Source organism: Pseudoalteromonas distincta (assembly GCF_005877035.1).
GTDB lineage: Bacteria > Pseudomonadota > Gammaproteobacteria > Enterobacterales > Alteromonadaceae > Pseudoalteromonas > Pseudoalteromonas distincta.
Map to the genome: position 1 here is coordinate 1,148,171 of NZ_CP040558.1, position 19,129 is coordinate 1,167,299.

Here is a 19,129-nt window from a genome sequence, read left to right on the forward strand (position 1 = left end):
TACAGCAAAGTTATTTGCTAAAAATAAAGGGGCGTATTATACCCAAACCACCTGAATATGCGAGTTTAGGATGTAATTAAACACGGTATTTTTAGCAAGTAATATCCTGTTTGTTACTTGCTAAATTTTTAATTAATCTAGTTTCTTTGCCATCGGGCTTACGTAACCATCGGGCTTGAGTGCCAGTACATCGCAGTCAAGGCTATCAATTACATGCTCTGCTGTATTACCTACTAAAGCGGCACTTAAGCCTGTACGCCCAACGGTACCAATAACTACTAATTCTCTATTTAACCGCTTAGCTACATCAGGGATTACATCCTCAGGTAGGCCTTCTTCAATAAAACATTGCTCTTGGCTTAAATTAAACTCAGCAGCAAGTGCATTGGTTGATTCAATGTGGTGTTTTTTAACTGATTCGTTATAAAGTCCAGGGTTAAACTCAGGAATTTCGATTGCTATATTTATGGGCGTTGCAGGATAAGCATTAACTAAATTAAGTTTTGCGTTGGCAAGTTCACATAAAAATTGTGCGTCTTTAATTACCCGTTTATTAAGTGCTACATGTTCTTCGTTTTCACTAACCGCATTCACAGCAGCTAAAATATTACCGTTTTCTGGCCATGCCATTTCTTTAACAAACAACACCGGGGCAGGGCATTTTCGTACTAAATGCCAGTCGGTAGGGGTGAAAATAACGGATTTAAGTGCACCATGTTGATGTGTGCCTTTAATTACTAAGTCGTACTTTTGATCAATTACAGTATCGATTATGGCTTCATAAGGACGGTTATGCCAAACCACTTGGGTGTCAATATCTATATCTTTGTAAGGTGAAACCAAATCGTTAAGCCATAGCTGACGATCTTTTAGTACGGCATCACGCATTGCTTCGCGTTCATCGCCAGATAGCATCGTTGTCATTTCATAAGAGAAGTCGTAAACCGTCATAAAGGCGGTAATACTTGCGCCAGATTTTTTGGCTAAGTCTATTGAACGTGATAAACCGTGTTGATCGTCTTTGGTAGGGTCAATAACCGCAATAATGCGTTTAATAGTGTTCATATGCTACTCCATTTGCCTAACGGGTGTACAATTAGTGTAACGCAAATATAAAACAGTTAAAGGGGTAGCATATAAATTGTTGTTCTAAATCAAACTATTTAATTTAGCGAGGCTTAACGATTGCTGCCGTTTTAGCTAAGGCATCATTATCTAAAATTGTAATAAATTTACCTTCTACTTTAATTAAGTCGGCTTTTTGAAAACGGCTTAATAAACGGCTAATGGTCTCTACGGTAAGGCCTAAGTAGTTACCTATTTCACCGCGAGTCATGGTAAATCTAAATTCTTTGCGTGAAAAACCACGTTCACCAAAACGCTCTGATAAGTTATAAATAAAACTAGCTAAGCGTTCTTCTGCTGATTTTTTATTGAGTAATAACAGCATTTCTTGATCGTATGTAATTTCGCTGCTCATCAAGCGCATTATTTGTTGACGAAGTTTTGGTAATTTACCAGCAAGTTCGTCAAGGGTATCGAATGGTATTTCGCACACCATTGACGTTTCAAGTGCTTGTGAAAAACTCTGGTGCGCCATTTTGCTTATTGCGTCAAAGCCTACTAAGTCACCCGCTAAATGAAACCCGGTTATTTGCTCATCACCTTGCTCTGATAATGTGTACGATTTAAATGAGCCAGAGCGTACAGCATAAATAGCCTGTAAAGGCGCGCCTGATTCAAATAGATAATCGCCTTTATGGAGTGGTTTTTTTCGCTCAATAATTTCGTCTAGCTTATCCATTTCTTGGCCATTGAGTGAAAATGGCAAGCACAATTGACTAATACTGCAGTTATTACAGCTAATAGCACAATTACCTTTAGCGCGACTTTGAGAGAAATCCATAATTTAATCCGTTTAAATTTTTATACACACGACTGCAAAATAACCATAAAAGGTTAATACTGCGAATAGGTTATTGTATCAGCTTGTCAGTTGCAATTATCAATAAGTAGATACCATACCAGATTATAACACTGCCCAATACAATTCGGGTCCAAGGGTGGTTAATAATACTATTTAGTTTTTGTGCGGTAACGCCTAACGTGATCATTGCGGGAAAAGTACCCAAAGCAAAACAAAGCATCACTAAAGCACCGTCTAGGGCACTTGGGCTAGTCATCGCCCATGTAAGTGCTGAGTATACAAGTCCGCATGGAAGCCATCCCCACAAAGCACCGTAACCTAGAGCTTTAAAAGGGGAGTTAATAGGCATTAAGTATTTATTTAGCTTAACAATGTGTTGCCACACTAAGGTTTTACCAATTTTTTCTAACCATTGCAACGTAGGACCCAAGCGCATTATATACACGCCGACTAGGAGCATAAAAATAGCTGCAATGAATGAAAGTGCTAAAGAAAAAGATGTGTTTTGCCTAGCAAATTGGCTGCTAATACCAGCAACAAGTGCACCTGCTGCCATGTAGCTCAGTGCACGCCCGCTATTATAGGCAAATGAATAGGTGAATGCTTTGCGTTTATCACTTGCCAGTTGTAATGAGCTTGCAATACCGCCGCACATGGCAATGCAATGACCGCTACCTATTAGCCCCATTAAAAATGCGCTGGTGTAAAGAGGGTCAATCATTACTTTTGTTATGTTGCTCTTTGTCGTCTTCAAACAAAATACTATGACCTTGCTTATTTAAATCAGAAAACTGCTCACTCTTTACGGCCCAAAAGAAAACGCCTATAGCAATAATGACAAACAAAATGGCAATGGGGATCAAAATGTAAATTATGCTCATAACTTTAATAGCCTTAGTGAATTACTAATCACAATAATTGAGCTGGCAGACATGCCAATAACAGCCATCCATGGAGCGACTAAGCCCAGCGCTGCCAATGGTAATATGGATGCATTATACAATAAAGACAGTGCAAGGTTTTGCTTAATAATTCGTCTGGTTTGTTTTGCCACATTGAGTAAATGATCAATTGAAGCTAAATCGCTATTAAGGAGCACTACATCGGCGCTATTTTTTGATATGTCAGCACCGGTTTCCATTGCAATGGATAAATGCGCACTTGCAAATACAGGGCTGTCGTTTACGCCATCGCCGACCATTGCGACGACTTCATTTTGTGACGCCCATTGTTCAACGGCTGTTTGTTTATCTTGTGGCGAACACCCAGATTGCACACTTTCAAGGTTGAGTTGCTTAGCTACTTTTTGCCCAGCATCTGATGCGTCACCGGTTAACATATGACACGTTAAATTTTGCGATTGAAGTGAGCCTATAAGCTTTTGAGCATCCTTTTTTACTTTATCAATAAAGTAAAAACGAGCAACAACCTGCTTATTTATATACAAGCTTGCTTGTGCATTTGATTTTTTGCTATTAAACCAACCACTTTTACCAATTGCATAATGATTGTTTGCATCTTGTGCGCTAATTCCCAGACCTGGATGCACTTCAACGTTATTAAGATTGTGGTGAGCAGGGGTAATTTCATCAAATGCACTGGCGATAGGGTGCTCAGAATAACGCTCTAACATAGCTGCCATATCTAGCACTTGCGCTTTTGTGTATTGCTTATCGAGTATATCTACTTCATCAAGGCTAAATTTACCTTGGGTGAGTGTGCCTGTTTTATCAAAGGCAAATAACGTAATTTGTGAGAGTGTTTCGAGCACATGCGCTTGTTTTATTAATACGCCTTTACGGGTCAAGGTTGCAACCGCGCATGTAAGTGCAGTTGGTATGGCTAAACTCAGGGCACATGGGCAGGTAGCAACTAAAACCGAAATGGTGATCCAAAATGCGTGTTCAGGGTCAATTTGGTACCAGCCAATAGCTGTAAGTGAAGCAAATATAAGTAAAGACGCTATAAACCATTGCGCAACTTTATCTGTAATTTCAACCAGTTTAGGGCGTTTAGTTAATGCGTTGTGTTGCAAGCGGATAATTTGATTTAAAAGCGTATTTTGACCAATTTTATTAATTTTTATTTCAATAACGCCGTCGTGGTTAACGCAACCGGCGTAGACATTGTGGCCGATAAATTTTGTAACGGGTTGGTGTTCGCCCGTCATCATTGATTCATCAACCGTAGTTTTACCCTTTATAAGCTCGCCGTCGGCAGGGATTGTTTCACCCGCTTTAATGAGTACTACGTCATTAAGTTTTAGTTTTTTGGCTGCAATTATAAGTTCTTCACCACTGTCGTTAATGGTGCGGGCTGTTAATGGCAATAATTTTTGTAAGTTGGCAGTAAATTCGCTCGCTTTTAAACGCGCTCTAAATTCAAGATACTTACCTAATAAAAGTAAAAAGGTAAACATGCACACAGATTCAAAATATACTTCGCCGACTTGCATAAATGTGGCGTAACAACTTGCGCCAAACGCACCAAAAATAGCCAGCGATACGGGTAAATCCATATTGAGCTGTTTTGCTTTTAAGCCATTTATGGCGTTGGTTAAAAAGGGCAGTGCGCTATATAAAATAACCGGAGAGGCAAGTACTAAGCTGATCCATCTAAAATACTGCTCAAAATTGCTGTCCATCCCTGAGAACATGCCAAAGTACATGGCAAACGCAAACATCATAACTTGCATGGTCATTAAGCCTGCAACACCTAAGCGGCGAATATAGGCTTTGGCAGTTTGTTGCTTTTGTTGAGCTTCAATATCTGATTGAAATGGGTAGGCTTTATAACCAATTTTGGCTAAGGAAGTAATAATTTCGCTCAATGGGGTGCTGGTTTTATCCCATTGGATCATCGCGCGGTTGGTGGATGTATTTACATCAACCCGTTTTACAGTCTTTAAGTTTAAGAGTTGTTTTTCGATAAGCCATGCACACGCTGCGCAGGTTATACCTTCAACACTCAACAATACCTCTGAGATATTGTCGTTAGTGGCTATAAATTCGTCTTGAATGTCTTCGTTGTCATAACTTTTTATAAATGCGAGTTGCTCAGGTACCAGTTGCTCAACCTTGCCTGCGCGAACGGTTCGGTATTTATAATAATCAGTCATACCTTGATCAACAATATTTTGCGCAACTGCTTGGCAGCCAATGCAACACATTGGCTGGGCAATATCGTCAATTATAACGTTTGCGCTAAATCCGTTTGGCACACTTTCAAGGCAATGAAAGCAAGAGTGAGACATAGTAATGATTACTTATAGTTAGGAGTAACTAAAACGGTTTCAGCCGTCGGTAGAACAATGTTTTCTTTTAGTTTCCAGCTGCCATCAATTGGCTCAATAAATACAGAGTATGCACCTGGCGTATACTTATCAAGTAATGCAGTAAATTCTTGATTGGCATTAGGTGTAAGTGTGGCCTCAAAGTCATGCGCTTTAATAGTACGGTGGTAAAACGAAAGTTTTAAAACATGCACGTTGCTACTGTCACCTTTTGTAAACTTAAAGCTTACACGCTCGTTGGTAATATTTAATTCGCCATGTAAGTAAAGTGCTTTTGCTTTTTCAAACTTAGTTAGTTCTAAGTTTATTGCTTTGCCTTTTTTGTAGTAGTCGTCAACAACCATATCTGGGCCGTTACCTATTGCCGTAATAAATAAGCTAATACAGCCAATAATGGCAACTAACGGAAAAAAGATTAAAAACCAAGGCCAAAAATTTTTATACCACGGAGTAGGTTGCATAGTGTCTCTAAAATTAGTTTAGGAAGCGTTATTTTATAGGAATTATACGTAAAAGACTAAAAAAAAGCCTCCGACTGGAGGCTTTTTTGATCTGGATTAATCTATTGAATTAAATAAATTAATTTATAAACATTTTATTAACCGCGTGCTTATTTATCTTGCGATAAACTGTAGACGTAGGCTGTTAATAAGTGAATCTTATCTTCACCTAAAATGTCTTTCCAAGCAGGCATTACACCAGCACGGCCGTGGTTAAGCGTTTCTTCAACAGCACGTTGAGAACCACCGTATAACCAAATGTTGTCAGTCAGGTTAGGCGCGCCAAATGGTAGGTTATGTGCAACCGACCCTTTACCGTCAGCACCGTGACATGCAGCACACATAGCAAACTTAGCTTTACCTGCGGCAGCATCTTTTTGGTTAACAGTACGACCAGAAAGGCTCAGCACATGTGCAGTCATTTCTTTAACGCCTTGCTCACCAAGAGCATCGCCCCAAGCTGGCATTGCAGCTATACGACCATTAAGCAGTGTTTCTCTAATTTTGTCTGGTGTACCGCCATATAACCAATCTTTATCAGTTAGGTTAGGGAAGCCGGTTCCACCACGTGCATCAGAGCCGTGACATTGCGCACAGTTTTGTGAGAATAAACGCTGACCAATTTCGATGGCTAATTGACCATCTGTTTGTTCATGTTTGTCACCATTTTCAAGAGCAACTTGCTGCGCTGCGTCACCTTCAAATTTAGAATTAACTAAATCTAAAACCGGCACTTGTGCAAGTCGATTAAAAATAGGACCAAAGCGTTCTTCTGCAGCTTCATACTCTTTATCAAGTTTAACAAAACGGCCTTCTGCTTTGGCCTCTGCAACTGCTTTTTTAGATTCAGCTAAAGACGTAATACCTTGGTTAGAGCTAGTCCATTTACCAAAACCTTCCCAGTTACCTAAACCTGGGAAAGCTGCAAGGTAATATACTGACCAAATAAAAGTTGCGAAAAACATGTAAGTCCACCATTTTGGTAGTGGATTATTTAGCTCTTCAATGCCGTCAAATTCATGTCCACAGCTTTCACCTTCTTTTACGCCAGCATAGTTTTTTAAGTTCCAAACTAATAGGCCAAAGATGATGCATAAGCATGCAAGGGTTAATACAATAACCCAAATACTCCAAAAGCTAGTCATTTTTCAGACTCCTTTTCCTCGTTAGAGAGTGTGTTGTTATGTTTTTTTTCATCTTCAAAAATGGCATTAGCAGCGCTATCAAAACGATTTTTGCTACGCTTGCTGTATGCCCATACAACAATCACAATAAACAATACTAAAATTACCAGAGTCAAAATGCCTCTGTATGTTCCGTAATCCATAATAATTTACTTCAAGTGGGTACCAAGTTGCTGTAAATACGCGATTAGAGCTTGGATTTCTGTTGCGCCTTCGCCGTTATTCATAGCGTTAACTTTTTCAACATCAGCTTTAAGTTCTTCGTCGCTGCCATAACCTAGGCCCGGGTGTTTAGGGTTTTCTGGGTTAATAGCAAAAGTATCACGGAAAATTTGTAGTTTTTTCAGAGTCAGGCTTGTATCTACCTTATCCTCTGCTAACCAAGGAAAACCTGGCATATTCGACTCAGGAACCACAGCACGTGGGTCAACTAAGTGAGCATAATGCCAATCGTCCGAGTAACGTTTACCAACGCGAGCAAGGTCAGGACCAGTACGTTTAGAACCCCATTGGAAAGGGTGATCCCATACTGATTCGCCTGCTACAGAGTAGTGACCGTAACGCTCAACTTCATCACGAAAAGGGCGGATCATTTGTGAGTGACAGTTATAACAACCTTCACGTACATATATGTCACGGCCTTCCATTTCTAAAGCATTAAGAGGGCGTAGGCCTTCTACTGGTTTAGTTGTGTCGTCTTGGAACATTAGCGGAGTAATTTCAACTAATGCACCAAAGCTGATAGCAAAAACAGTCAGAATAGCCATAAGGCCAACGTTCTTTTCTACTATTTCATGTTTGTTTTGTGAATTTTTATTGCTCATCATCTCACTCCGTTATGCTAATTGTGCTTGCGCGTCTAACTTCAGAGATTCTTTCTCAGCTGAAATTGTACGGAAAACGTTATAAGCCATAACTAACATGCCTGTTACGATGAATACACCGCCTACAAAACGCATAATGTAGAAAGGATGCGACGCTTCTAAAGACTGCACAAAGCTGTACATTAATGTACCGTCGGCATTTACCGCACGCCACATTAGACCTTGCATTACACCAGAGATCCACATTGCAACAATGTATAAAACAACACCTACAGTGTGTAACCAGAAGTGGGTGTTAACCAATTTAACGCTATACATACGACCTTGCGCAAATAACGCAGGAATTAAGTGGTAAATAGCACCAATTGAAATCATAGCAACCCAACCTAGTGCACCTGAGTGTACGTGGCCGATTGTCCAATCTGTGTAGTGAGATAACGCATTTACAGATTTAATTGCCATCATAGGGCCTTCGAACGTAGACATACCGTAGAAAGACAATGAAACAACTAAGAAGCGTAGTACTGGATCAGTACGCAGTTTATGCCATGCGCCTGATAGGGTCATAATACCGTTAATCATACCACCCCAAGACGGTACGAATAGGATAATAGACATAACCATACCTAAACTTTGCGTCCAATCAGGAAGCGCAGTGTAGTGAAGGTGGTGAGGACCTGCCCAGATATATAATGAAATTAATGCCCAAAAGTGAACTACCGATAAACGGTATGAGTAAACTGGGCGACCTGCTTGTTTTGGTACAAAGTAATACATCATACCCAAGAAACCAGCAGTTAATAGGAAACCTACAGCGTTATGACCGTACCACCACTGAACCATAGCATCTACTGCACCTGCGTAGATTGAGTATGATTTAGTTAACGACACAGGCACTGCCATGCTGTTTACAATGTGTAGTACTGCAACAGTAATAATAAAGCCAGCATAGAACCAGTTAGCAACATAAATGTGCGACACTTTACGCTTGATTAAAGTACCAAAGAATACAATAGCGTAAACAATCCAAACCACAGCGATTAAAATATCGATTGGCCATTCAAGTTCTGCGTATTCTTTTGAGCTAGTAATACCAAGTGGTAATGTAATTACTGCTAATACAATAACTAGCTGCCAGCCCCAAAATGAAAAGGCGGCGAGTTTGTCTGAGAAAAGACGCGTTTGACAAGTACGTTGTACGACGTAATAAGACGTCGCAAACAGTGCACTAGTACCAAATGCGAAAATTACTGCGTTCGTGTGTAACGGACGTAGTCGAGAGTAAGTTAACCATGGTGTATCAAAGTTAAGTGCTGGCCAAGCTAATTGGGCAGCAATCAGAACCCCAATACTCATGCCAACGATGCCCCAAATCACTGTCATAATAGCGAATTGGCGTACAACCTTATAGTTATACTCAGTTTGTGATGCTACTGTTTGGCTCATTTTCTGGCTTCCGCTGCAATAAATGCGTTTAGAAATGAATTACCCACTATTAAAAGTGGGGCCTACTATTTTTCTCAAGCGTGTTACCTAAAACTTTCAATACATGAAAACTTCAGAAAAAAACTTGAGAAACCCTTATTTTTTGCGGGTGAAATGATAAATTTTTTGGCCTAAAAAAGATAGGTCAATTACATAAAATTATGACATCAATCAAACTTTGTGAGCTTGTTGTTTATTTTTTGATACAGTTTGTGCCTAATTTGGCCTAATAGTAACACTCGCACTTGTTATTTACAGTCACGATTATTAGTATTTGCTTTTCTTTAGTGCGAAATTGTTATGCTTATATATAGGTTAAGTTTATTCACTGTGGTGTTTTTTTTATTAACAGCGTGTGATTTTTCTAAAAATACAGATGAAAAATTTCGTAAAAATGCCCAGTGCGAAGCCAATTTGCCTTGTACTTTTTCAAATGATGTTAAAGTATGGTTAAGCGAGAAAACCCTTTCCCCCGAAACCCCATTTACTATCTTTAGTGACTTACCTGCAAACGTTACAATTGAAGATGCCAAGCTTAAAGGCATCACTATGTACATGGGTTACATTCCCCAAAAATTTAAAAAATATAATGATCTTTGGCAAAGTAATACTATGGTTGGTATTTGTTCAGAGCAAAATATGCTTTGGAATTTAGAACTAACCGTTAAAGATAATGCCACCTCTGTAATACAAACACTCAATTACTCTTTTTACGTAACGTATTAAAGTCGCGACTACAAACCCTTGTATACAGCTTACATTTTTGATGTGAGTTCGTTTTCTTATACATACGATTATTTGAGTGACAAGATCAATAAAATTGCCTTTTTAGGTTTTAATACTGACAAAACTTCAATAGTGAATAAGTGCTCTCAAAAAGTTCAACTTTAATTACGACTGAATAAAAAATCTAATCAAAAAACCTTCCAAAGGGGCTAAATAAGACTATTTAAGCACCAAGTATGCATAAATATGGTTATTAATTAACATTTAGTTTTGCGGTTTTAATAATGTGCTGTGATTAAGTTGTTAATTTGTCTGTTTTTGGTACGTAGCCCAGTTAATTACATTTGATTACAAAGTGAATCACTTTGGTTTCAGGTGTGTTTCTAATGTTCCCTTGTTTTTTCAAGGCGTTGTTTTTAAAGTATATTTATTAATTAACACTGAAACATAATGTAACCTATGTACCTACTATGGTTATTCCATTTTATTTCTTGATATAAATTGAGCTGCCGTTAAGTTTTCGTTCAGTTAAAGGCGCCTAAGTTGCCCACCTGACTCACTATTCTAATAAAAAGTGAGCATTACCAATAAAGGTAAATTTCCAACAAGTAGGGTTCTTTCATGAAAAAATCAACTCTTGGTTTAGCTGTAATCGCAGCAATACCAATGTTCTCAAGTGTGCAAGTTTTAGCGGCTGACGAAGCAGCTACATCAATTGAAAAAATTCAGGTAACTGGCTCTCGCATTAATCGTACTGATATGGAAACATCAAGCCCAATCACAGTTATCGGTGATGACTTCATTGCAAAAAGTGGTTTCACATCGGTTGCTGACATACTTTCTACTCAGCCATCAGCTGCTGGTATTAGCTTAGGCGCTTCAAGTAATAATGGTTCAGGTGGTTCTGCGACAGTTAACCTACGTGGTATGGGCTCGCAACGTACACTGGTATTATTAAATGGTCGTCGTATGGTTTCTTCAGGAACCGGCGCAGATTCTTCTGTTGATTTAAATACCATTCCTGTAGCAATGATCAAATCTATCGAAATCTTAAAAGACGGCGCGTCTGCAGTATATGGCTCTGATGCTATTGCTGGTGTTGTTAACATCATAACAAAGAAAGATTTTGAAGGTTCAGAGCTTAACGTTGAAGGCAGCCGCACTACAAAAGGTGATGGCAATAATTACGGTGTTAGTTTATTACACGGAATGAATATTGCCGATGGCAACTTAGTTGTTGGTGCTCAATACTCAAACCGTGGTGAAGTAATTCAGTCGGATCGTCGTTTTGTAGAGCCTGGCGAGTCTTCATTTATTCCTGAAGGAACACTGGGCGGCAGAACTTACCAGGGTAATGGTGTTTTTGCAGATAGAACTACTTCATACGATTTCACAACATCAAGCTATGCTCAAACACCTAATGAGCTATACAGCTTATTTACTAGTTTTGACAAAGAGCTAGACTCAGACACTACATTTAATGTTGATTTGATGTATACACGTCGTGAATCTAACCAACAACTTGCACCACAACCAGCAAGTATTGATTTAAGTACTTCTAGCTTGGATTCAACTTACACAGATAGCTTCCGTGACGCAGATACAGGCGATCTTGCTGACTCTTTAGAGTACAGAAGAAGAATGGTTGATGCTGGTCCTCGTATTTATGAGCAAGAAACTGACACTTACCGTGTATCTGTTGCATTACAAGGTTTATTAGATAACGATGCAAGCTGGGATGTAAGTGCAACTTACGGTCGTAATGACTCAAAAGATAAAGTTCAAAACTCAATTAATGCAAGTCGAGTTGAAGAAAGCATTTATGCAAACCAAGCTCTTTGGTTTAGCGGTGATTCTTTAGATCGTAGCTTATTAACATCTAACGATTCAATTTATACTGAGTCAAACGAAGGTGGTAACGAGCAATTTATTCTTTCAGCTGGTTACAGTGCAGTAACAGAAAGTGATATTGGTTACGCAATCGGTGTAGAAAACCGCTTTGAAAGTGGTTACTACACACCAGATCTAATTACTCAGCTTGGTGAGAGCACAGCTGCACAACAAGATCCAACTGAAGGTGATTTCTCAGTACAGTCTATCTACTTTGAAACATCTATGCCGGTATTAGAGACTGTTACCCTTGAAGGTGCTGCTCGCTACGATAACTACTCTACCTTTGGTGGCGAAACAACGTGGAAACTTGGTGCAACGTGGAATGTAACTGAAGAGTTTATGGTTCGTTCTGTATTAGCTACTGGCTTTAGAGCGCCAAACGTATCAGAACTGTTTGGTGGTAACTCAGGTTCGTACGATTACCTAGCTGATCCATGGGGCAACGAACAAGATGCTCAAATACTTGTAAACTACACAAGTGATAACGATCTTAAAGCCGAAGAAAGTCGCTCTTTCACTTTTGGTATGGTTTGGGAAGTAGCTGACGGCTTATCAACAACTCTAGATTACTGGAAGTTTGATATTACTAATGCGATTACTCGCTTAGATGTTCAAAACGAAATGAATAGCTGTTTTGCAGGTGACTCAGAATCATGTTCATCAGTAAACATCACACAATCTGGTGACTTATCTAACCTAAGTTCAGCACTAACTAACGTAGGTTCTCAAGAAACATCAGGTGTTGATTGGAATATTAGCTACTCTGCAGATAACTATCGTATAAATCTTGATACAACTTATTTAATCAAGTTTGAAGAAGATGACATTAATTACACTGGCACTATTGATGGCAACATCGGTGGATACTCTAAAATTAAATCTAATCTATCTGTAAGCTACGATATAACTGATGCATTTAATGTGCTTTATAATGCACGTTTTCTCCGTGGTATGGACGGCGATTACTACGGTGAGTCGTTTAGCACAGATAACGTTATTTACCATGATATTTCTATGAGCTATAACATCAATGATGCACTTCGTGTTACCGGTGGTATGAACAATATCTTTGATAAAGAGCCAGAAGAAGTTCTAGGCGGCAATGATATGGGCACTGTTCCAGAAATTTACGATGTAGTTGGTTCTCGCGTGTTTGCAAGTGTAAACTACAAGTTTTAACTAGCACATTAATCTTATTAAGGCTCAGTATTTACTGAGCCTTTTTTATTGAACAAAATAAAGGAGACAAGTACACTAAAACGATATTTTAGAAGGAGAACTGATTGTTAAAACAAGATGAAAACTTATCTTTTGTCATTGAACCAGAACTAACTCCTCGTTCTGAACAGCGCATAGATCTGTATTTTTCTATCCCTAATGAAATGGGGATTAATCCGCAAACACTTACCGAAGAATCTTACTTTAATAACCACTTTAAATCGCACTTAGCGTATAACGCTAACAATATACACTTGCCTTTAGTGCGAAGCCGTTTTGTTAGTAAAAACAAAGGTGAGCAACAAGATTACCGGCAAAACCTTAATTTATTTTGTTACCAAGTACGTTTAGCCCTTGATGCCGATATAAAAGACGCGTTAAAAATTGATGAGGCCGAAGATTTTTATAAACGTGCTAACGAGGTATATGAGCAAAGCGAAGGGCTTTTAAAAAAGCTGCGTCGCTACACACCAGATGACGAAAAACTACTGCCATTTTTTACCAATGCTGATAACTATTTAAGTTGGCATGTTGAGCAATCTTTTTTAAAGCTTTTAGATGAAGGCCCACGTAGTAGCGATTATGCAAAAGAGCGTAACGATTTACTGCAGTTTTGTAAAAGCGAAAATACGTATCGAGCAGAGAAAAGCTACAACTCTGAAACCACTATGCAAGACGCAAATCGAATAACAAATAAAATGCGCTTGTTACAACGCTTGATTGAGCACGGCGTAATATTACAGCGTCAAACGCGGTTTCTTAACAGTTACCTTAAACGATTAGTTAAAGGCACTGTAACAGCCGTTATTATGGCATTTGTGATGGTTGTAATACTTAATGCCCGCTCAACGTTTACGGAAGTAACCGCGACGCTTATTTTAATTTTAGGGGTTATTTACGGGCTACGTGAAATATTTAAAGAAGATATTACACGTATGATTTGGCGAGCCATTGTACAAGGGCGACCTAAGTGGCGATTTAGTTTTAAAAATAGTATTACCAAAGACAAAGTAGCGAGTCAGTTAATTTGGCTTGAATACATGCGCTTTAAAAAAATACCTAAAGAAGTGAAATCTATTTTTTCAAAACGTCGTCAACAAAATAAACAAGCTGCGCAGTGGTTACACTTTGCAAGTGAGACACGTGTTAGTGCGAAAGAATTTTTGCCCGGCTACGATACACTACAGCACACGCTACAATTTAATCTTGCACCATTTGCACGTTATTTAAAACGTGGTGAAGGGAAGCTATATCATTTAGACAGTAATAAAATTTCTAAGCAGGCTGTAGAAAGGCGTTATCAATTAAACATGGTACTTGTTCTAACTGAGGAAGATAAAATACTTTATCAACGCTATAAAATAACGTTAAATCGCAGTAAAATCGTTAATATTGAGCTTATCTACTCCAAAAAATGAGTTTTATTAATTTAAAAAGGGGCTGATACAATCAGCCCCTAATATTTGGTCAGTTTATTTATTAGCTAAGCCATGTTTGCTATATAAAGTTACTTTGTCTGATACTAGTGTGATCTCGATATTTTTTGCTTCATCGCCCCATATACAGTTAGTATGCAGTGTTTTTTCAACACAGTTATCAGCACTGCCTAAAATAGTTTCAACTTCAGTCTTATCCATGCCTACTTTAATTTTTTCATAATTTTCAAGACTTACCTTAGAACAAGCCGCAAGGCTTAATGTAGCTGCGATGATAAGGAGTTTTTTCATTGTTATATCCTACTTAATATTAATGTTTGAATTTTCTGATCTGGACAATCATGCCCATTCGTGGGTGGTCAAAGTAATGTACTTCACCACTAATTACACGTCTAAACTGAGAAAAACGGGCTGACTCTATATCGCCGTTTTCTAGCTTTTGGCTAATATCAAAATTAGCTGTTATGTATAAATAATGTCGTAAATGTATTTTAAATAAACCGTCTAGTTCCCATTCTGCTTTTGATTGATCTGGGTCGTTAAATAGCGCCGGTTGTGAATTCAATAAACTTACAAAATCAGGATTTGAATAGCTAGGTGTTACATTGGGTTCATTTTTAAGATGCTTACCCGCTATTAAATGTATGCTTGGGGCGCGTGACTTGCTTGCACCTTCAAAGCGCCAGCCTGTATGTAGAATAGGAGTTAAGCCTTTGCGGTCTAGTTGCCTATACTGCGCTTTAAATTGAAGCTGTTGCGGCGCTAATAAATAGGTTTGCTGCATATCATCTTTAGCGGGTGCTAAAGGCGTTACAGGTAGCTCATCGTAGCTTTGTAGGTAGTTAATACTGTTGTCACATACACCCGATTGCGGGTTTGAATTAACTAATGAATCAGTAAAAGTGCGTTTTTGAAAACGCTCATCGCCATCTATGCAGGCCTGCATTGCTTGTTCAGTGTAAAGAGGGGTCAGTAAGTCTAGCGTGTTTTTATCTTCAATAGCTTTGTGCTTAAGGCTAAAGTCTTCTTGTAAATACGGGGCAGGGCGCTGTTTAAATACAAGCACCTCAACCTCAAACCAGCGTTCTGCAAATGCAGTGCTGCTAAATAAGCAGCATAAAACAATAAGCGATTTTTTTAGCAACATTAATGGCTAACCTTTTTTTCGAAATCTGCAATCATTGCAGTGACCATTTTTAAGCGTTCGCGGGCATTTGCCTCACTAATTGCAAAGCGCAGTTTATTTGCGCCATCCATTTTGTACACCTTAGGCGCACTTTGTATCAAGCCAATGATGAAGCTAGGGTTAACCTTGGTATCTTGGCTAAACTCAAAGTAACCACCTTTTGGATTTGCCTCAATTTTAGTTATACCTAAATTACTAGCCTTCATTTTTAATAATTGTAGGCTAAATAGGTTTTTAGCCGCATCAGGTAGTAAACCAAAGCGGTCTATTAGTTCTACCTGAAGTTCATCCATATCATCAAGGTTAGCACAACTTGCAATGCGCTTATACATACCCAAGCGTGCATTAACATCGTGTATGTAGTCATCAGGTAATAATGCAGCCAGCTTTAAATCTACTTCGGTTTGTTTTTGAAGTAGGTTTTCAAGCGTTGGCTCTTTACCTTCACGCAGCGCATTTACTGCTTGTTCGAGCATTTCCATATACAAACTAAAGCCGATGGTTTGCATTTGGCCTGATTGATCATCGCCAAGTAGCTCACCCGCACCACGAATTTCTAAGTCGTGTGTAGCGAGGGCAAAACCTGCACCTAAGTCCTCTAATGATTCAATTGCTTGTAAGCGTTTACTCGCATCTTTAGAAAGCGCTTTAGGATCACCTGTTAGTAAGTAGGCATACGCTTGATGGTGGCTTCGACCAACTCGTCCACGTAATTGGTGTAACTGGGCTAGGCCAAGTTTATCTGCTCTGTCCATGATAATGGTATTAGCCGTAGGCACATCAATACCGGTTTCGATAATCGTGGTACATACCAGCACGTTGTATTTTTGATGGTAAAAGTCAGTCATTATTTGCTCAAGCTCTTGCTCGCGCATTTGGCCATGGGCTGTAGTCACACTGGCTTCAGGTACCCATTCACTAATTTCTTGTGCAACACGCTCAATAGTTTCTACGTTGTTATGTAAAAAGTAAACTTGGCCACCGCGTTTAATTTCTCGCAGTACCGCTTCGCGTATTAGTTCTACATCGCGTTGGCGTACAAAGGTTTTTACCGCTAAACGTTTAGCCGGTGGCGTTGCGATTATTGATAAATCGCGCATGCCGCTCATGGCCATGTTGAGTGTACGAGGTATTGGCGTTGCAGTCAGTGTGAGTATGTCTACATCGGCGCGCAGTGCTTTAATTTTCTCTTTTTGGCGAACACCAAAGCGATGTTCTTCATCAACAATTAACAAGCCTAAATCGTTAAATTTAATGTCTTGTTGAATAAGTTTATGCGTGCCAATAACTATATCGAGCTTACCGTTGGCCATTTTTTCAAGTGTGTCTTTTTGCTCTTTAGTGGAGTTAAAGCGCGAAAGCACACCTACTTCAATAGGAAAATCAGCAAAACGGTCTTTAAAGTTTTCAAAGTGCTGCTGAGCCAGCAAGGTGGTAGGCACTAAAATTGCCACTTGTTTATCATCGTTAACTGCTACAAAAGCAGCGCGCATGGCCACTTCTGTTTTACCAAAGCCTACGTCACCACACACTAAGCGGTCCATGGCTTGTTTTGATTGCATATCACCTAATACGGCTTCTATAGCGTTGCGCTGATCGTCTGTTTCTTCAAACGGAAAGCTATCGCTAAATTGTCGATATGCAGGGGCATCTAGGGTAAATTTATTACCAGGTTTTGCTTGGCGCTGAGCATAAATGTCGAGTAATTCTGCGGCGACATCGCGAACTTTTTCAGCCGCACGTTTTTTTGCTTTTTCCCACGCATCTGAGCCAAGCTTATGCAGCGGGGCGCTGGCTTCTTCACCGCCAGAGTAGCGACTAAGCATATGCAATGCAGACACTGGCACGTACAATTTAGCTTCACTTGCGTAAGTAATTGTTACAAATTCAGTAACTACACCTGCAGCATCAATTGTTTGCAACCCCTGATAACGGCCAACACCGTGATCAAGATGCACAACAGGTTGACCTTCTTTAAGCTCGGCTAAATTACGAATTAGCGCATCTTGGCTGGCTTCGTACTTGTGCTTGCGGCGTCTGCGCTGAGATACTTTTATGCCAAGCAGTTCTTGCTCGGTAATAATAGAAAGGCTTGGTTTAGTGCCAAGTACGACACTTTGCTCGAGCGGACTTACTATTAAGCCTACGTCACTTGCACTTTTTATAAATTGTTCGAGTGTTTCAAATTCTTTAAATTTTAAACCGCTTGGCTTTAAAATGCTCAGCAATGATTCGCGACGACCGTCCGATTCAACACTGAGTAATATGCGGCCTTTTTTCTTTTTTTGCTCTGCTACATAATTTATAAACGCGCCATAAGGTTCATGCTGTTTATGATCAATACGAATGGCCGGCAGCTCGCTAACGCTTAAGTTTTTATTACCTGCTTTAGTGCCAAGCTTTGCAAGGGATAATCTAATACGTGCAAAATTGCCTAAATTAGAAAACAGCTCTTCAATTGGCTGATAAAGCGCATTAGGTTCAAGTAATGGACGAAGTGGGTCAACTCTGCGGTTTTCATAGCGTACATTTACATCGTGCCAAAAGTTATCTGCCGCGTGCTCTAAATCACCCAGCTGCATAACGGTTGTTGTATCTGGCAGGTAGTCAAAAATAGTCGCGAGCTTTTCAAAAAATAATGGCATGTAGTATTCAATACCTGCAGGCCAGTTACCTTTGCTTACTTGCATGTAAACTGAATCTTGTTGCGAGCTTGCGCCAAATTTTTCACGGTAGCTTATTCTAAAGCGTTCAATATCAGCGTCGTTAGTAGGAAATTCATGCGCTGGAAGTAGCTCAATTTTATCTACTTTTTCATCAGAGCGCTGTGTTTCTACATCAAATAAGCGAATGGTATCGAGTTCGTCATCAAAAAAGTCGAGTCTAAATGGGTGTGGGCTACCCATTGGGTATAAGTCAACGATAGAGCCGCGTATAGCGTATTCGCCGTGCTCCATTACTTGTTGAACATTTAAATAACCAGCTTGCTCTAAGTTGTCACGAAAGTTATGTGTGTCTAGCTTGTCGCCTACTTTAAAGTTTATTGTTGAACCGTAAATAAATGAGGCCGGGGCTGTGCGCAACATTAAAGTAGATACAGGCACAATTAACACACTTTGTTGTTCTTTTTTTAAGGTGTTTAAAGTGGCCAAACGGGCTGAAATAATATCTTGATGGGGAGAAAAATGATCGTATGGCAGAGTTTCCCAATCAGGAAATACCATGACTGGGTTATCGGGTAATAAATATTCTAATTCTGTTTCAAGGCGCAGTGCACTTGGTGTATCCGGCGTAACAATTAAGACTAAGTTATCTTGTTGTTTAACGCCTTCAGCAATAGCAATACTTAAACCACTTCCGCTTAGCTGGCCCCATTGAATTTTATCTTTATGAGATTTTACCCAAGGCAAGGCTGCCCATTGCTCAAACGCCATTTATTACTCCATTTATAGTTGGCT

At 39.4% G+C, this 19,129-nt stretch carries 16 protein-coding genes; 3 read left to right on the top strand and 13 right to left on the bottom strand.

The features are described from left to right. Positions 1-132: 132 nt before the first annotated feature. The 10 genes from uspE to ccoN all read right to left on the bottom strand — a co-directional run bounded on the left by uspE (position 133) and on the right by ccoN (position 9,173). Complete coding sequence (gene uspE / locus FFU37_RS05110) at positions 133-1,065, bottom strand: universal stress protein UspE (RefSeq protein WP_138488885.1); 933 nt, start codon at positions 1,063-1,065, stop codon at positions 133-135. 103 nt (positions 1,066-1,168) lie between these two features. Next, entirely contained in the window at positions 1,169-1,906 is a 738-nt protein-coding gene (locus FFU37_RS05115; protein ID WP_002963069.1) for an FNR family transcription factor, read from the bottom strand. Positions 1,907-1,976: 70 nt separating this feature from the next. Then, complete coding sequence (locus FFU37_RS05120; protein ID WP_138488886.1) at positions 1,977-2,648, bottom strand: sulfite exporter TauE/SafE family protein; 672 nt, start codon at positions 2,646-2,648, stop codon at positions 1,977-1,979. Further along, on the bottom strand, positions 2,641-2,808 hold the full coding sequence (gene ccoS, locus FFU37_RS05125) for a cbb3-type cytochrome oxidase assembly protein CcoS (protein ID WP_002963071.1): 168 nt from the start codon (positions 2,806-2,808) through the stop codon (positions 2,641-2,643). The genes FFU37_RS05120 and ccoS overlap by 8 nt, the downstream gene beginning before the upstream one ends. Then, a complete protein-coding gene (locus FFU37_RS05130) occupies positions 2,805-5,180 on the bottom strand; it encodes a heavy metal translocating P-type ATPase (protein WP_138488887.1) in 2,376 nt (791 codons plus the stop codon). The genes ccoS and FFU37_RS05130 overlap by 4 nt, the downstream gene beginning before the upstream one ends. A gap of 8 nt (positions 5,181-5,188) precedes the next feature. Then, entirely contained in the window at positions 5,189-5,680 is a 492-nt protein-coding gene (locus FFU37_RS05135) for a FixH family protein (RefSeq protein WP_138488888.1), read from the bottom strand. Between the two features lie 149 nt (positions 5,681-5,829). Next, on the bottom strand, positions 5,830-6,864 hold the full coding sequence (gene ccoP, locus FFU37_RS05140; protein ID WP_138488889.1) for a cytochrome-c oxidase, cbb3-type subunit III: 1,035 nt from the start codon (positions 6,862-6,864) through the stop codon (positions 5,830-5,832). Next, complete coding sequence (locus tag FFU37_RS05145; protein WP_024597380.1) at positions 6,861-7,046, bottom strand: CcoQ/FixQ family Cbb3-type cytochrome c oxidase assembly chaperone; 186 nt, start codon at positions 7,044-7,046, stop codon at positions 6,861-6,863. Before FFU37_RS05145 ends, ccoP begins: the two co-directional genes overlap by 4 nt. 6 nt (positions 7,047-7,052) lie before the next feature. Next, on the bottom strand, positions 7,053-7,727 hold the full coding sequence (ccoO, locus tag FFU37_RS05150; RefSeq protein WP_024597379.1) for a cytochrome-c oxidase, cbb3-type subunit II: 675 nt from the start codon (positions 7,725-7,727) through the stop codon (positions 7,053-7,055). Positions 7,728-7,739: 12 nt separating this feature from the next. Next, complete coding sequence (gene ccoN / locus FFU37_RS05155; protein WP_002961515.1) at positions 7,740-9,173, bottom strand: cytochrome-c oxidase, cbb3-type subunit I; 1,434 nt, start codon at positions 9,171-9,173, stop codon at positions 7,740-7,742. Between the two features lie 339 nt (positions 9,174-9,512). Between ccoN and FFU37_RS05160 the strand changes: the two genes are divergently transcribed. The 3 genes from FFU37_RS05160 to FFU37_RS05170 all read left to right on the top strand — a co-directional run bounded on the left by FFU37_RS05160 (position 9,513) and on the right by FFU37_RS05170 (position 14,467). After that, positions 9,513-9,938 carry a hypothetical protein gene (locus FFU37_RS05160; protein WP_138488890.1) on the top strand — a complete coding sequence of 142 codons (426 nt, stop codon included), beginning with the start codon at positions 9,513-9,515 and terminating at the stop codon, positions 9,936-9,938. A 621-nt stretch (positions 9,939-10,559) separates the two neighbouring features. Next, entirely contained in the window at positions 10,560-13,010 is a 2,451-nt protein-coding gene (locus tag FFU37_RS05165) for a TonB-dependent receptor (RefSeq protein WP_138488891.1), read from the top strand. A gap of 104 nt (positions 13,011-13,114) precedes the next feature. Further along, positions 13,115-14,467, top strand: a complete 1,353-nt coding sequence (locus FFU37_RS05170) for a hypothetical protein (RefSeq protein ID WP_002961512.1) — start codon at positions 13,115-13,117, stop codon at positions 14,465-14,467. Positions 14,468-14,521: 54 nt separating this feature from the next. Here FFU37_RS05170 and FFU37_RS05175 read toward each other — a convergent pair whose 3' ends face one another. From FFU37_RS05175 to mfd, 3 genes are read right to left on the bottom strand one after another with little or no spacing between them, the layout of a single operon-like run. Then, positions 14,522-14,776 carry a hypothetical protein gene (locus FFU37_RS05175; protein WP_002961511.1) on the bottom strand — a complete coding sequence of 85 codons (255 nt, stop codon included), beginning with the start codon at positions 14,774-14,776 and terminating at the stop codon, positions 14,522-14,524. Between the two features lie 19 nt (positions 14,777-14,795). Next, positions 14,796-15,632 (bottom strand): peptidoglycan binding protein CsiV, encoded by an 837-nt coding sequence (locus FFU37_RS05180; protein WP_138488892.1) that lies wholly within the window; start codon positions 15,630-15,632, stop codon positions 14,796-14,798. Beyond that, positions 15,632-19,105, bottom strand: a complete 3,474-nt coding sequence (gene mfd / locus FFU37_RS05185; RefSeq protein ID WP_138488893.1) for a transcription-repair coupling factor — start codon at positions 19,103-19,105, stop codon at positions 15,632-15,634. Before mfd ends, FFU37_RS05180 begins: the two co-directional genes overlap by 1 nt. Positions 19,106-19,129 lie beyond the last annotated feature (24 nt).

What these genes read in the sequence shown, in the direction of transcription:
- uspE (WP_138488885.1), bottom strand. Translation starts at nt 1,065, where the DNA reads ATGAACACTATTAAACGCATTATTGCGGTTATTGACCCTACCAAAGAC.
- FFU37_RS05115 (WP_002963069.1), bottom strand. Translation starts at nt 1,906, where the DNA reads ATGGATTTCTCTCAAAGTCGCGCTAAAGGTAATTGTGCTATTAGCTGT.
- FFU37_RS05120 (WP_138488886.1), bottom strand. Translation starts at nt 2,648, where the DNA reads ATGATTGACCCTCTTTACACCAGCGCATTTTTAATGGGGCTAATAGGT.
- ccoS (WP_002963071.1), bottom strand. Translation starts at nt 2,808, where the DNA reads ATGAGCATAATTTACATTTTGATCCCCATTGCCATTTTGTTTGTCATT.
- FFU37_RS05130 (WP_138488887.1), bottom strand. Translation starts at nt 5,180, where the DNA reads ATGTCTCACTCTTGCTTTCATTGCCTTGAAAGTGTGCCAAACGGATTT.
- FFU37_RS05135 (WP_138488888.1), bottom strand. Translation starts at nt 5,680, where the DNA reads ATGCAACCTACTCCGTGGTATAAAAATTTTTGGCCTTGGTTTTTAATC.
- ccoP (WP_138488889.1), bottom strand. Translation starts at nt 6,864, where the DNA reads ATGACTAGCTTTTGGAGTATTTGGGTTATTGTATTAACCCTTGCATGC.
- FFU37_RS05145 (WP_024597380.1), bottom strand. Translation starts at nt 7,046, where the DNA reads ATGGATTACGGAACATACAGAGGCATTTTGACTCTGGTAATTTTAGTA.
- ccoO (WP_024597379.1), bottom strand. Translation starts at nt 7,727, where the DNA reads ATGAGCAATAAAAATTCACAAAACAAACATGAAATAGTAGAAAAGAAC.
- ccoN (WP_002961515.1), bottom strand. Translation starts at nt 9,173, where the DNA reads ATGAGCCAAACAGTAGCATCACAAACTGAGTATAACTATAAGGTTGTA.
- FFU37_RS05160 (WP_138488890.1), top strand. Translation starts at nt 9,513, where the DNA reads ATGCTTATATATAGGTTAAGTTTATTCACTGTGGTGTTTTTTTTATTA.
- FFU37_RS05165 (WP_138488891.1), top strand. Translation starts at nt 10,560, where the DNA reads ATGAAAAAATCAACTCTTGGTTTAGCTGTAATCGCAGCAATACCAATG.
- FFU37_RS05175 (WP_002961511.1), bottom strand. Translation starts at nt 14,776, where the DNA reads ATGAAAAAACTCCTTATCATCGCAGCTACATTAAGCCTTGCGGCTTGT.
- FFU37_RS05180 (WP_138488892.1), bottom strand. Translation starts at nt 15,632, where the DNA reads ATGTTGCTAAAAAAATCGCTTATTGTTTTATGCTGCTTATTTAGCAGC.
- mfd (WP_138488893.1), bottom strand. Translation starts at nt 19,105, where the DNA reads ATGGCGTTTGAGCAATGGGCAGCCTTGCCTTGGGTAAAATCTCATAAA.